This is a genomic window from Aureimonas sp. ME7 (assembly GCF_903970965.1).
In the GTDB taxonomy this organism is placed as follows: domain Bacteria; phylum Pseudomonadota; class Alphaproteobacteria; order Rhizobiales; family Rhizobiaceae; genus Aureimonas.
In genome coordinates this window covers 299,640-312,552 of record NZ_CAJCKW010000004.1, presented here as the reverse complement: position 1 = coordinate 312,552, position 12,913 = coordinate 299,640, and the positions used below count along the sequence as shown (strand labels likewise).

12 protein-coding genes and 3 tRNA genes are annotated in these 12,913 nt (G+C 64.5%); 5 read left to right on the top strand and 10 right to left on the bottom strand.

Features of this window, described 5'->3' with window-relative positions; translation table 11 throughout:
* The first annotated feature begins 515 nt into the window (after positions 1-515).
* Positions 516-1,010, top strand: a complete 495-nt coding sequence (locus H7A85_RS10250; RefSeq protein ID WP_244631101.1) for a tyrosine-type recombinase/integrase — start codon at positions 516-518, stop codon at positions 1,008-1,010.
* A gap of 70 nt (positions 1,011-1,080) precedes the next feature.
* Here the strand turns inward: H7A85_RS10250 and H7A85_RS10245 are convergent.
* The 5 genes from H7A85_RS10245 to H7A85_RS10225 form a co-directional block, all read right to left on the bottom strand.
* Positions 1,081-1,156: transfer RNA gene (locus H7A85_RS10245), tRNA-Arg, on the bottom strand.
* Between the two features lie 20 nt (positions 1,157-1,176).
* Entirely contained in the window at positions 1,177-1,482 is a 306-nt protein-coding gene (locus H7A85_RS10240; RefSeq protein ID WP_182085824.1) for an ETC complex I subunit, read from the bottom strand.
* A 39-nt stretch (positions 1,483-1,521) separates the two neighbouring features.
* Positions 1,522-1,598: transfer RNA gene (locus H7A85_RS10235), tRNA-Pro, on the bottom strand.
* A gap of 76 nt (positions 1,599-1,674) precedes the next feature.
* Positions 1,675-2,085 carry a DUF192 domain-containing protein gene (locus H7A85_RS10230; RefSeq protein WP_244631090.1) on the bottom strand — a complete coding sequence of 137 codons (411 nt, stop codon included), beginning with the start codon at positions 2,083-2,085 and terminating at the stop codon, positions 1,675-1,677.
* Between the two features lie 53 nt (positions 2,086-2,138).
* Positions 2,139-2,714 (bottom strand): cold-shock protein, encoded by a 576-nt coding sequence (locus H7A85_RS10225; protein WP_182085822.1) that lies wholly within the window; start codon positions 2,712-2,714, stop codon positions 2,139-2,141.
* 324 nt (positions 2,715-3,038) lie between these two features.
* Between H7A85_RS10225 and gloA the strand changes: the two genes are divergently transcribed.
* From gloA to H7A85_RS10210, 3 genes are all read left to right on the top strand, one after another.
* A complete protein-coding gene (gene gloA, locus H7A85_RS10220) occupies positions 3,039-3,479 on the top strand; it encodes a lactoylglutathione lyase (protein ID WP_182085821.1) in 441 nt (146 codons plus the stop codon).
* Between the two features lie 266 nt (positions 3,480-3,745).
* Entirely contained in the window at positions 3,746-4,735 is a 990-nt protein-coding gene (locus H7A85_RS10215) for a D-Ala-D-Ala carboxypeptidase family metallohydrolase (protein ID WP_182085820.1), read from the top strand.
* A 66-nt stretch (positions 4,736-4,801) separates the two neighbouring features.
* Positions 4,802-4,876 (top strand) — tRNA-Glu (locus tag H7A85_RS10210).
* Positions 4,877-4,936: 60 nt separating this feature from the next.
* Here H7A85_RS10210 and recJ read toward each other — a convergent pair.
* The 5 genes from recJ to H7A85_RS10185 all read right to left on the bottom strand — a co-directional run bounded on the left by recJ (position 4,937) and on the right by H7A85_RS10185 (position 10,874).
* Positions 4,937-6,730 (bottom strand): single-stranded-DNA-specific exonuclease RecJ, encoded by a 1,794-nt coding sequence (recJ, locus tag H7A85_RS10205; protein WP_182085819.1) that lies wholly within the window; start codon positions 6,728-6,730, stop codon positions 4,937-4,939.
* A gap of 23 nt (positions 6,731-6,753) precedes the next feature.
* Positions 6,754-7,743, bottom strand: a complete 990-nt coding sequence (gene glpX, locus H7A85_RS10200) for a class II fructose-bisphosphatase (RefSeq protein ID WP_182085818.1) — start codon at positions 7,741-7,743, stop codon at positions 6,754-6,756.
* Positions 7,744-7,787: 44 nt separating this feature from the next.
* The gene (locus H7A85_RS10195) at positions 7,788-9,092 is read right to left on the bottom strand and encodes a homoserine dehydrogenase (protein ID WP_182085817.1); all 1,305 of its coding nucleotides are present in this window, start codon (positions 9,090-9,092) and stop codon (positions 7,788-7,790) included.
* Positions 9,093-9,134: 42 nt separating this feature from the next.
* On the bottom strand, positions 9,135-10,355 hold the full coding sequence (locus H7A85_RS10190; RefSeq protein WP_182085816.1) for an LL-diaminopimelate aminotransferase: 1,221 nt from the start codon (positions 10,353-10,355) through the stop codon (positions 9,135-9,137).
* Positions 10,356-10,472: 117 nt separating this feature from the next.
* Positions 10,473-10,874, bottom strand: a complete 402-nt coding sequence (locus H7A85_RS10185) for a hypothetical protein (RefSeq protein ID WP_182085815.1) — start codon at positions 10,872-10,874, stop codon at positions 10,473-10,475.
* Positions 10,875-11,052: 178 nt separating this feature from the next.
* Between H7A85_RS10185 and phaC the strand changes: the two genes are divergently transcribed.
* Positions 11,053-12,864, top strand: coding sequence for a class I poly(R)-hydroxyalkanoic acid synthase (gene phaC, locus H7A85_RS10180; protein ID WP_280514913.1), 1,812 nt, complete (start codon positions 11,053-11,055; stop codon positions 12,862-12,864).
* Positions 12,865-12,913 lie beyond the last annotated feature (49 nt).

Below are 12,913 nucleotides of genomic sequence, written 5' to 3'. Positions count from 1 at the left end.
CACGTCCACCTGCCGAAGTTTGGCGACGATCTCTTCCGGCTTGTGCTTCTTCTGTCCCATTCTCGTGTCCTCCATCAGCTCGAAAGCCTACTTCAGGGAGGACCACTTTTCAGGGGGCAGACCAGCGGCTGGTGAAGAAGTCGGCCGAATGGCAGCGGCTGGAACCGGCGACGCAGCACAACAATGTCCGCTGGACAGAAGCCTTCCTCGCCACGCCCGTCGTCGAAGGCGCTTCGGAGATTTGGCAGGACCAGCGCATCGCGGATTTCAAGCGGCGCCACATGAAGGGCCTGCTGGCCGATAAGGCTGAGACGCCGCACGCCGCGCGGAATCAGATGGTGGCGATCCGCCGCATGCTGAATGTCGCGATGGACGAGGAATGGATCGAGTTCGATCCGACAAGCGGGATGAAGTGGCGTCCCGAGTATGGCGGCCGCCGGGCTTGGACCGACGCCGAGATGGAGAAGTTCGAGGATAGGTGGCCGATCGGTTCGAACCCGCGCCTCGTCTACGCCATCGCTCTATGGCTGGGGAATCGGCGCAGCGACGTGACCCGCCTTCGATGGGACCAGCGCCAGAAGCTGACGTTCCGAGATCGAGGCGAGAACGTCGAGATCGATGCGTTCGTGCTCGCGCAGAAGAAAACCGGCAAGCAGCTGACTATCCCCATCGTGCCTATGCTGGCTGAGGTTCTGGACGGCTCGCCGGTCAGAGGCGAGACGGTGATCGTCACCGCCTACGGGAAGCCCTTCACGGATAAGTCCATCACCGGACGCATGCGGGCGTGGACGAAGGCCGCCAAGCTGCCGGAGGGCTGCACCCTTCACGGCTTACGGAAGACACTCGGCCGGATCCTGGCTGAGAGCGACGCGTCCACTCGACAGATCATGGATATCCTCGGCCACGACGACATCGAGCATGCCGAACTCTACAGCCGTGAGGCGGCCCAGATCCGGCTTGCAATGGAGGGGATGAACAAGGTCGTGGCGCTGCGTCGAAGGGCTGGATAATCCGCTGGCGAACCGGGTGGCGAACTGCCTTGGCGAACACCCATGTAAGGTGTTGTTTTTGCTAGAATTTTGGCGACCCCGGCAGGATTCGAACCTGCGACCATCGGCTTAGAAGGCCGGTGCTCTATCCTCTGAGCTACGGGGCCGAACTAGACGCCTCGACGCATCAATGCGTCCAAGGCTGGCGACGATCGTAGCGGAAGTTGTCGGAATAGGAAACTTTCGGACGGCCGGCGATGTACTGCTCTTCCACCGTGTAGGGAATGCCGTTGCGCTCGGCGTATTCGATCGCGAGTTCCTTCGTTTCGAAGGAAAGGCGGATCTGCGAACGCATGTCGCCGGTAGACGTATAGCCCATCAGAGGCTCGACGGTCTTGGCCTGTTCGGGCTCGTAGAGGAAGAGCCACTCGCGGGTTTTTCCCTTGCCCGACTGCATGGCAGTGCGTGCGGGGCGGTAGATGCGAGCGACCATTCCGAACAACTCCGAGATCTAAGTTCCGATGATCCGGATTGGTCGGAGCGGCAGGATTCGAACCTGCGACCCTCTGGTCCCAAACCAGATGCGCTACCAGACTGCGCTACGCTCCGACACACCGGAACCGACCGGGATGCCGCGCTTCTAGCGGAACCCAAAGGCGGGCGCAACGCGAAACGAATGCTTGGGTCAACGCTTGATCAACGCGTGCTCCAAATGATCGCCGGCCTTGACGGAATAGGAAGCCGCCTCTCCACCGTTGATCTCGAGGACGTAGCGCACCGGCTTGCCCGAGGGAATCACGTCGAGCGACATCGGCTTGGCGTTGCGGGCGATCCGCACGACCTCCCCGTCCGATGCGACGAAGAGCATGTCGAGCGGGATCAGCGTGTTCTTCATCCACATGCTGACCGGACGGCTTTGCTTGAAGTCGAAGAGCATGCCGGTGCCCTTATCAAGCTTTTCGCGATTCATGAGACCGATCTCGCGCGCACTCGGCGTGTCCGCGATCTCGACGGCGATGGGATGAGACCCGGTGGCGGTGACCAACGTCGCCGTATCGGCGATCGCACTTAGCGTCGTCGCGGCGAGGACGCCCATCACAAGCGCCATCCCCGCTGCGAACGACGCCACGCCCTTTGCCAGACCCGCCATCAGTGCGTGGCCGGGTGAACGGGGCCGGAGGCCGGGTGGATCTCGGCGGCCATCAAGCCCTTCTCGCCATAGCCGAAGCGCACGAGAACCTCCTGTCCAGGACGGAGCTCCGCCATGCCGTAACGTCGCAATGTTTCCATATGCACGAAGATGTCCTCGGTGTTCTCGCCACGCGAGATGAAACCGTAGCCCTTGCTGCGATTGAACCATTTCACCGACGCCCGCTCGAGATCGCTTGTAGCCACGACCTGCGCATGCGTGCGCCCCGTCCCGCCGCCCGTGGGAGCGACTGCGGTAGACGTATCCATCGAAAGAACGCGAAAGGCCTGCAGGCCCCGCTCGCCGCGCTGAACCTCGCAGACGATTCGCGCACCCTCGAGGACGGTGGAGAAACCGTCGCGGCGTAGGCATGTGACATGCAGAAGGACGTCGTCGCCGCCCTCGTCCGGGACGACGAAGCCGAAACCCTTGGCCACATCGAACCACTTGATATGACCCGAGACGACCTGAAGGTCGAGGTTCGGCTCGGAAGGCTCGGCATTATCGGAGATCCGTGAAGGTTCTCGGCCCGTCATCGAAAATCCCGCCCTTGACCTACCGACGCCCGTTCAAAAGCCACGAACGCTTCGAAAGGCCCTACCCAACTCGCCTGAACCGACAGCATTGGCAAACCGATGTCATCCGTCAAACGATCACCTGAGGTTTCAGAATAGTTTGAAGGTTGAATTTGGGAATCCTCGGCGGGAAGTTTTTCTTGGAAATCGGCACGAAGGACGGTCCCGGCTTTCTCGCAAGCTTCGCCCCAAGCATCCGAATTATGCTCCGGCGACCGGGTTTCGCATTGGCGGATCGCCGAAGTGTCCTAGCTCGCAGAGCACCGACGTTTGGAGTATCGCCACATGCGCTATCTGCATACCATGGTCCGGATCACGGACATCGACCGATCGCTCGATTTCTACTGCGGCAAGATGGGCATGGTGGAAGTTCGCCGCTCGGAAAGCGAGCAGGGTCGGTTCACCCTGATCTTCCTGGCAGCGCGCGACAACGAGTCATCCGGCCGCTCGCACGCATCGCCGCTCTTGGAATTGACCTACAACTGGGACCCCGAAACCTATTCGGGCGGGCGCAACTTCGGCCATCTCGCCTACGAGGTGGACGACATCTACGAGACATGCCAGCGGCTGCACGACAGCGGTGTCACGATCAACCGTCCGCCGCGCGACGGCCGCATGGCCTTCGTCAAATCGCCGGACGGAATCTCGTTCGAACTTCTTCAGAAGGGTGCTGCGAAAGCTCCTGCCGAACCCTGGTCGTCCATGGCCAATACCGGCGCCTGGTGACGAGAGTTTCTGTGGACTAGCCTTGGAAACACCACAGTGGTAACATCTTAGTCACAATTCGCGCAGCGGGTTTATTGGAACCCTCGCTTTGGGGAGCGTGCGCGAAGGAAACGGCAGTCTACCGGATGTTCGTTTGGGGGACATTTCGGTCATGGCTTGGACACGGATCGTGCCGATCCGTCGTCAAGAGGGTGGACGACCGATTGACCAGTCACGATATCTTTCGCCGCGCGTCATCTCGTAGGGCGCTCTTGGCGGCCAGCGTCTTGACGCTCCTCCCGATTATCGGCGGGTGTGTTTCCGCCGTCGACGAGACGACGGCGTTCGGGTTTGCGAACAAGCCCGAGCCGGCGACGGTGGAGGATGCGATCGCAGCCGACCCGACGCGCGACGCTCCCTCGGACGTCGCAGCCTCGAAGGCATCGCCTTCGAACGCGAAGCCGGCGGATCCCGCTCGCGAACTTGCAAGCGTCGCCGCGAGCCCCGAGGCGGAAGAGGTGGCTGCAACCGAAGCCTCCGATGGGGCCGCCGAGAGAACGGCTTCGGCAGACGGTGGGATCAAGGCCGGTTCGTTCCTGACCCCAACCGCCGGAGCCGCCGTCGCCGCCTATGCTCCGGGCAAGAAGGGGAAGGAGGCGGACCAGTCCCTTTACGCCTCCCTCTTCACGCAGTCCGAAGCGAAGACGCCCTTGCGCAATGCCGAGAAGGGCAAGAGCGAACGGGTGATCGTTCACCAACGCAGCGATCAGGCGAGCGACCCGACCGCGAACGCGCTTCCGGGCGTCGATCCGAAGTCGCTGTTCGAAATCGGTCAGCGCGCTTCGGTCGATTCCGAACTCATGGACGACATCGGTAGCAGCTACCAGTTGGCCTCGCTATCCGGCATCGCAAGGCTCGCACCGAGCGGCCTGATGATTCAGCGCGACGATGTCGTGACCAACTGTTTCGACACCAACCTGATGAACCTGATCTCCCAGATCGAGCGGCGCTTCAAGCAGCGTGTGGTGATCACATCCGGCTTCCGGTCCCCGGCGCACAATCGGCGGGTCAACGGCGCCAAGGCTTCGATGCATATGGCCTGCAAGGCAGCCGATCTGCACGTGCCCGGCGTCAACGGCCAGGAAGTCGCTCGCTTCGTTCGCGCGCTGCCGGGACGCGGTGGCGTCGGCACTTATTGTCACACCGCAGCGATCCATATCGACGTCGGAGCGCAGCGCGACTGGAACTGGCCGTGCCGTCGCCGGCAGTCGACCTGAGAAAACCAATACGGGGCGGTTTTCGGGTTGCACCGCCAAACGACTCACCGTATAGAGCCCTTGTCCGCGCCCGTCGTCTATCGGTTAGGACGCCACCCTTTCACGGTGGAGAGAGGGGTTCGATTCCCCTCGGGCGTACCACTTCCCCTACATCTCGATCGACTGGAAAAGAGCTGTTCGTCGCTTTGTTGTTCCGGTTCGTCAGCTTGGTACCGCGACATCCGTGATACGGAACGCCGGCTTCTCGTTGCCCTGATAGCGATCGATCGAAACAGTCCCCGCCACGTGCAACTCCTGCCCGATCCGCTGTAAAAGCGCGTTCCCCACCGGCGCATCCGCCGCGCGGAAGGCAATCGCCGACAGGGTCGCGTTGTCCGTGGAGCGCAGACTCACCCGGATATGTCCGGTCGTTCCGACATGAGATGCCGAAGCGACGCGATGCCTTGGAAGCGCGAAGACGGGCGCGGGGTGGCCCGAGCCGAACGGCCCTGCCCGTTCGACCATTCCGACGAGATCGACCGTCAGTCCGCGGGCGCCGAGCGCACCATCGATCGAAAGCACGTCGTTTGCCCGAAGGGCGTCTACCGCCGAGCGCGCGTGGGTTTCGGCACGCAGCCGAAACTCCGCAAGCTGGCTGCGCTCGATCGTCAGGCCCGCCGCCATCGCATGCCCGCCGCCGCGAACGAGGATACCGTCCGCCACGGCTTCGCGGACGAAGCGGCCGATGTCGAACCCGCCGATCGAGCGTCCTGAGCCAGTTCCCCGCCCGCTGCCGTCGAAGGAAATGGCAAAGGCGGGTCGGCTGAAGCGCTCCTTCAGCCGAGCGGCGATCAGACCGACGATTCCCGGATGCCAGCTTTCACGTCCGGCCACGAGAATGGGCGGCCCCTCCCCGTTGCCGATCTCGGCGCGGATCTCGACCTCCGCCTCGCTCAGCATCTCACGTTCCATCGCCTGACGCTCGGCATTGAGGAGATGCAGCTGCTCGGCAATCTCCTGCGCTTTCGCATCGTCGCGGAGCGTCAGGAGGCGGCTGCCAAGGTCCGCCGAACCGATCCGCCCGCCAGCGTTGATCCGCGGCCCGAGAACGAAACCGAGGTGGAACGCCTCGATGGGTCCTTGTAGCCGCGCGACATCTGCGAGAGCCCGCAAGCCGACGCTCGAGCGCGCTCGTAGGACCTGCAGCCCCTTGACCACCAGCGCGCGGTTGAATCCGATGAGTGGCACGACGTCGCAAACGGTCGCCAGCGCCGTAAGATCGAGCTCGTGGCGCAAATCCGGCAGTTGGGCGGCCGAGCGCCCGCGCCGTCGCAACTCACGCGATACGGAGGCTAGCGTCAGGAACACGACGCCGGCAGCACACAGGTGTCCTTGTCCCGAGATATCGTCTTGACGATTCGGATTGACGATCGCCATGGCCGGCGGAAGCTCGGTGCCGACCTGATGGTGGTCGAGGACGAGGAGATCGACATCTTCCTTGGCGATCGCGTCCAGCGCCTCGAAGCTCGTCGAGCCGCAGTCGACGGTGACGATCAGGGTCGCGCCACGCCCGGCAAGCTCCCGCAAGGCCTGTGCGTTTGGCCCATAGCCTTCGGTCACCCGGTCCGGGATGCGGATCTCGCATTCGATGCCGAAATGCGTGAGGTAGCGATACAGGAGGGCCGAGGACGCCGCGCCGTCCACGTCGTAGTCGCCGAACACGGCCACCCGTTCCCCGCGTTCGATCGCGTCGGCGAGACGAGCGGCGGCCTTGTCCATATCCGTCAGGGTGGACGGGTCGGGCATCAGGTCGCGGATCGTCGGATCGAGGAATCGTCCGGCATCGTCCGCCGCGACACCACGGGCCGCCATGACGCGGGCCACGAGATCGGGGATGGCGTGCAACTGCGCCATGCGCGCCGCAACCGCTTCGGTGCGTGGGGTAAGAGCATGAACCCAGCGCCGACCGTTCACGGAGCGCTCGACCCCGAGGAAAGTCCGCGAATGATCGGTCATCGGAGAGTGCGTGTCGGCGACCGCTAGCGCTTGAAACGCGCGAGGTCGAAATGGCGAGTGCGCATCTGGCGAATGGTCCCGCCGCGCGACTGCATCACGATCGTATGGGTCTCGATCCGGTTGGCGTGGAAGCGTACGCCTTCCAGGAGATTGCCGTCGGTCACGCCGGACGCGGCAAAGACGACGTCGCCGGATACCATGTCGTCCAGCCGATAGATGCGCTCGGGATCTGTTAGGCCGAGGCGGTCGGCGCGGTTGCGCTTCTCGCCCGTGTTGAGCTGCAGCCTGCCCTGGATCTGCCCGCCGGTGCAGCGGAGCGCAGCCGCCGCCAGGACGCCCTCCGGCGCTCCGCCGATGCCCATGTAGATATCGATTCCAGTTTCCAGCGGGTCGCTCGCGTGGATGACGCCGGCAACATCCCCGTCCCCGATCAGACGAATGGAAGCGCCCGTTGCACGAACCTCCTCGATCAGTTTCGCATGACGCGGGCGATCGAGAATGCAGGCGGTGATGTGGTCGACCGGCACGCCCTTGGCACGGGCGAGCGATTCGAGGTTCTCTCGCGGCGATCGATCGAGCCCGACGACGCCCTCGGCGTAGCCCGGGCCGATCGCGATCTTCTCCATGTAGACATCGGGCACGTTCAGAAGCGAACCCTTCGCCGCGACCGCGACGACGGTAATCGCGTTTGGCAGGTTCTTCGCGCAGAGGGTCGTGCCCTCCAGCGGATCGAGCGCGACATCGACGGGCAGGCCGCCCTGCCCCACCCGCTCGCCGACGAAGAGCATGGGAGCGCTGTCCTCGTCTCCCTCGCCGATGACGACCGTGCCCTCGACCGCGAGCGTGTTGAGTTCCGAACGCATGGCGTCCACCGCCGCCTGGTCGGCGGCGCGCTCGTCGCCTTTGCCGCGCAGCATGGCGGCGGCCACGGCGGCGCGCTCGGTCACCCGCGCGATCTCGACCGAAAGGAGCCGATCGAGCGAGTGCGCGCCGTCCAGACCGCTGTGTTCCATGACTTGCCTGCCCTCTGGCTTTGCGCGCCGAAACGCCGCGCCGATCAATCCAGCGTTTCGATCCGAATCATCCGGGGCGCGGCCTTCAGGTGGCCGTCCTTCGACACCGCTTCCAGCGCCTTCTTGACAGCCGCTTCGGTGGTCTCGTGAGTGATCAGGATCACCGGCGTCGCGTCGCTGGCGTCGTCGCCTTCCCGGCGACGCTGAACGATCGATTCCAGCGAAATGTCGTTGTCGGCCATGCGACGCGCGATGGAGGCGAAGGCACCGACCCGATCGAGAACCTCGAGGCGGATGTAGTAGCCGCCCTCGTGGGCGCGCATCTTGGCGCGTTTGTAGGGAACCAGCTTCTTCGCATCCACCGCGAAGGTCGGCATGCGCGCGCCCTGCGCCACGTCGATGATGTCGGACAGGACGGCCGATGCCGTGGCGTTGCCGCCCGCCCCTGGACCAACTAGCAGGATCGAGCCGAGGAGATCGGTGTCGACCGCCACCGCATTGGTCACGCCATCGACCTGCGCCAGCGCCGAATGCGCGGGGATCATCGTCGGGTGCACGCGTTGCTCGATGCCGCTGTCGGTGCGCTGCGCGACCGCCAGAAGCTTGATCCGGAAGCCGAGTTCAGCCGCCGCCTCGATATCCTCATTGGTGACGGAGGAGATGCCCTCGATGAAGATCGACTCGAGATCGATCTCGCAGCCGAAGGCGAGCGAGGTCAGGATCGCCAGCTTGTGCGCGGCGTCAAAGCCGCCGATGTCGAAGGTCGGGTCGGCCTCGGCATAGCCGAGCCGCTGCGCGTCCCGGAGGCAGTCGTCGAAGGCAATGCCCTCGTCCTCCATGCGCGTCAGCATGTAGTTGCAGGTGCCGTTGAGGATCCCATAGACGCGCTCGACCGCGTTGCCGCGAAGCGCCTCGCGCATCGTCTTGATGATCGGGATACCGCCGGCAGCCGCCGCCTCGTAGAAGATCGTCGCATCCTTGCGCTGCGCGAGCTTGGCCAGCTCGACGCCGTGGTGGGCGAGCAACGCCTTGTTGGCGGTGACGACCGGAATGCCGCGCCCGAGCGCGGCTTTTACGCTCGCCAGCGCCACGCCTTCCGCGCCGCCGACGAGTTCCACGAAAAGATCGATCTCGGCCTTCGCCGCCAGTTCCACCGGATCGTCGAACCACGACACGGCCGACAGGTCGACGCCGCGATCGCGCGTGCGATCGCGGGCCGAAACCGCGACGATCTCGATCGGACGCCCGGCCCGCAGGGCGTACGTTTCCGCACGCGTTGCGAGCAGCCGGGCGAGCGATGCGCCGACCGTACCAAGTCCGGCCAAACCGAGACGCAGCGGGCGATCCATGGGAATCCTTGAGACTTCAGCTTCGATGGGAAAGGCGCGCAGCTATTGCTGCGCGCTTTGCGAGACCACCTTGTGGCTGGCTTCGCCCTCGGTTGCAAGGAAGCGCCGGATATTGCGGGCGGCCTGCCGGATGCGATGCTCGTTCTCGACGAGCGCGATGCGCACGTAGTCGTCGCCATACTCGCCGAAGCCGATGCCGGGCGCCACGGCGACATCCGCCTTCTCGATCAGCAGCTTGGAGAAGTCGAGCGAGCCCATATGGCGGTAAGCCTCCGGGATCGGGGCCCAGGCGAACATGGTGGACGAGGGAGGCGGCACCTCGAAATGCGCCCGCCCGAACGATTCGACGAGAACGTCGCGCCGGTGGCGATACACCGCCCGCACCTCTTCGATCGCCGCATCCCCGGCGTTGAGCGCCGCCGTCGCCGCCACCTGGATCGGCGTGAAGGCGCCATAGTCGAGGTAGGACTTCACGCGCGCCAGAGCGGCGATCAGCCGCTCGTTGCCGACCGCGAAGCCGACGCGCCATCCGGGCATGGAGAAGGTCTTCGACATGGAGGTGAACTCGACCGCGACATCCATCGCGCCCGGCACTTCCAGGACGGACGGCGGCGGCGCACCGTCGAAGAAGATTTCGGAATAGGCGAGATCGGAGAGAACGATGATCTCGTTCTCCTTCGCGAACTTCACCACCTCCGCGTAGAAGTCGAGATCGGCCTCGTACGCGGTCGGGTTCGACGGATAGTTGAGAATGATCGCGATGGGCTTCGGGATCGAGTGGCGCACCGCCCGATCGATCGCGCGCAGGAAGTCCTCGTCGGGCTTGGCGGGGATCGAGCGGATCGTTCCCCCCGTCATCAGGAAGCCGAAGGCGTGGATCGGGTAGGTCGGGTTCGGGCAAAGCACCACGTCGCCCGGCGCGGTGATGGCCTGCGCCATGTTGGCGAAGCCTTCCTTGGAGCCCAGCGTCGCGACGACCTGTGTGTCCGGGTTGAGCTTCACGTTGAAGCGGCGCTCATAGTAGGCCGCCTGGGCGCGGCGGAGGCCGGCGATGCCCTTCGACGCGGAATAGCGGTGCGTGCGCGGATCGCGGATCGCCTCGCACAGCTTGTCGACGACGAATTTGGGTGTCGGCAGGTCCGGATTGCCCATGCCGAGGTCGATGATGTCGACCCCGCGGGCGCGCGCGGCGGCCTTCTTCTTGTTGACCTCCTCGAACACGTAAGGAGGAAGGCGGCGGATCTTGTGATATTCTTCGCTCATGGGAAGCTGTCTCAGGCTGGACGCAATGAGTTGAGGCGGCACGAAGCCGCTCCTCGCGAAAGTCCTTGAGCGTCCGCTGGGGCCGGGCGCATCGACCGGTTCCCGGTCGGCGGCGCTCTATCGCGCCCGGCTGCTGGCATCCTCGGCCGGCGCGGCGAGCGCTCGGTCCGCCTCGGCCTGCTGGCGCGCGGCCAAAGCCTGCAGCTCGGCGACATCGCGCCGATAGCCGGCGTCGGACGCGCGCGCGTTACCGGCAGCGCGGCGGGAATACTGCGTTTCGGTCTTGGTGACTTCCTCGTCGGACACTTGAGCCATCGCTCCGCGCGGCTTGTGTCCGATCATCGGAAAGCCTTGCGCGTCCAGCTTCTGACCGGACGAGCCGATCGGCGGCGCGGCGGCGAGCGAGACGGGAATGACGGGCGTTTCGTCACGCGGCAGAAAGGCTTGGCACGCGGACAAGGGAAGTCCGAGCGACACGCACATCGCCGTCAGTCGAACCGCTCGCAGCGCCATCGTCACAATGCCTTTTCCAAAACGCGCCCTTCATAAACCAAGCTCGGCGGCATGGGAATGGCCGGAAACCGCGAGGGGCCATGGTGCAGCGCCGCAACGAAAGTGCGCGGGAGGCCGAGACCGGGAACTGTCGCCGCCTTATCTTTCGTGCATAACAGGCGATAAGCGAACCGGGATGACTGGCATGAAGGACGGGAACGAAACACCGCAGTCCGGCATGCCGCCCCTCTCGGACTATGCCGTACGCGATCCCGAGCTCTTCGCGCGCAACATGGCGCGCATGCTGGAGCATCTCGGCCAGGCCGCATCCGCGTGGGTCGAGCCGCGCGAGCGCGGGGATACGCAGGATAGCCCGATCAACTATCCCGACGTAGTCGCGACGCTGTCGAAGGTCGGTGACTACTGGCTGAGCGACCCGGCACGCGCGCTGGAAGCGCAGACGACGCTGATGCTGCGCTTCATGGGGATCTGGACGGACTCGATGCGCCGCGCCTCCGGCATCGATGCGAGCGAACTGCCCCCTTCGTCCGACAAGCGCTTCACGCACGAGGACTGGCGCCGCAACCTGTTCTTCGGCTTCCTGCGCGAGGCCTATGTGGCGACCGCCGACTGGGCGAACTCGTTGGTCGAGCGCGCCGACGGGCTGGACCCGCACACGCGGCGCAAGGCGGTATTCTACATCAGGCAGATCACCGACGCGCTGTCGCCTTCCAACTTCGTGCTGACCAACCCGGAACTCTACCGCGAGACGGTGGCTCAGAACGGCGAGAACCTCGTGCGCGGCATGAAGATGTTCGCCGAGGATCTGGCGCGCGGCGGCGGCCAACTGCGCATGCGCCAGTCCGACGCCAGCCGTTTCGCGCTCGGCGTCAACGTCGCGATGACGCCCGGCAAGGTCGTCGCGGAAAACGAGATCTGCCAGATCATCCAGTACAGCCCAGCGACCGAGACGGTGCTCCGGCGACCGATCCTGATCTCCCCGCCCTGGATCAACCGGTTCTATATTCTCGACCTGAACCCGGAAAAGTCGCTGATCCGCTGGATGGTGGAACAGGGGCATACCGTGTTCGTCATCTCGTGGGTGAACCCGGACGAACGCCACGCCGACAAGGGCTGGCAGGCCTATATCGACGAAGGCCTCGTCTTCGGGCTCGACACGGTCTCGCGTGCGACGGGCGAGACAGAGGTCAACGCCATCGGCTACTGCGTCGGCGGCACGCTTCTGGCCGCAGCCCTTTCCTACCTGAAAGCGAAGGGTGACGAGCGGATCGCCTCGGCGACGTTCCTCACCACACAGATCGACTTCCGCCATGCCGGCGATCTGAAGGTGTTCGTGGATGAAGCGCAACTCGATGAGATCGAGCGCACGATGGCCAAGGGCTATCTCGAGGGCGCGCGGATGGCGAACACGTTCAACCTCCTGCGCTCGGGCGACCTGATCTGGCCCTACTTCGTCAACAACTACCTGAAGGGCAAGGAGCCTCTGCCCTTCGATCTCCTCTTCTGGAACGCCGACGCCACGCGGATGGCGAAGGCGAACCACCTTTTCTATCTTCGCAACTGCTACCTGGAAAACCGTCTGGCGAAGGGCGAGATGGAGATCGGCGGCGTTCGGCTCGACCTGTCGGACGTTACCATCCCGATCTACAACCTAGCGACCAAGGACGATCACATCGCGCCGGCGCGCAGCGTCTATGCCGGCAGCCGGGTCTTCGGCAGCGAGGTGACCTATGTCGTGACCGGGTCAGGGCATATCGCCGGCGTCGTGAACCCTCCGTCGCGGGGCAAATATCAGTTCTGGGTCGGCCGGCCGCCCTCGGACGCGCTCACCTTCGACGACTGGTGGAAGAGCGCAGAGGAAACCAAAGGCTCGTGGTGGCCGCATTGGCACGGCTGGGTCACCGCGCTTTCGCACGAGCACGTGGCCCCGCGCTATCCCGGCGACAACGGTCTTCCCGTGATTGAGGATGCGCCCGGACGTTATGTCCGCCAATGATCGCAGGGTTGAAGCCGTCGGCATTCGGTGCGACATCAAAACCTGATCT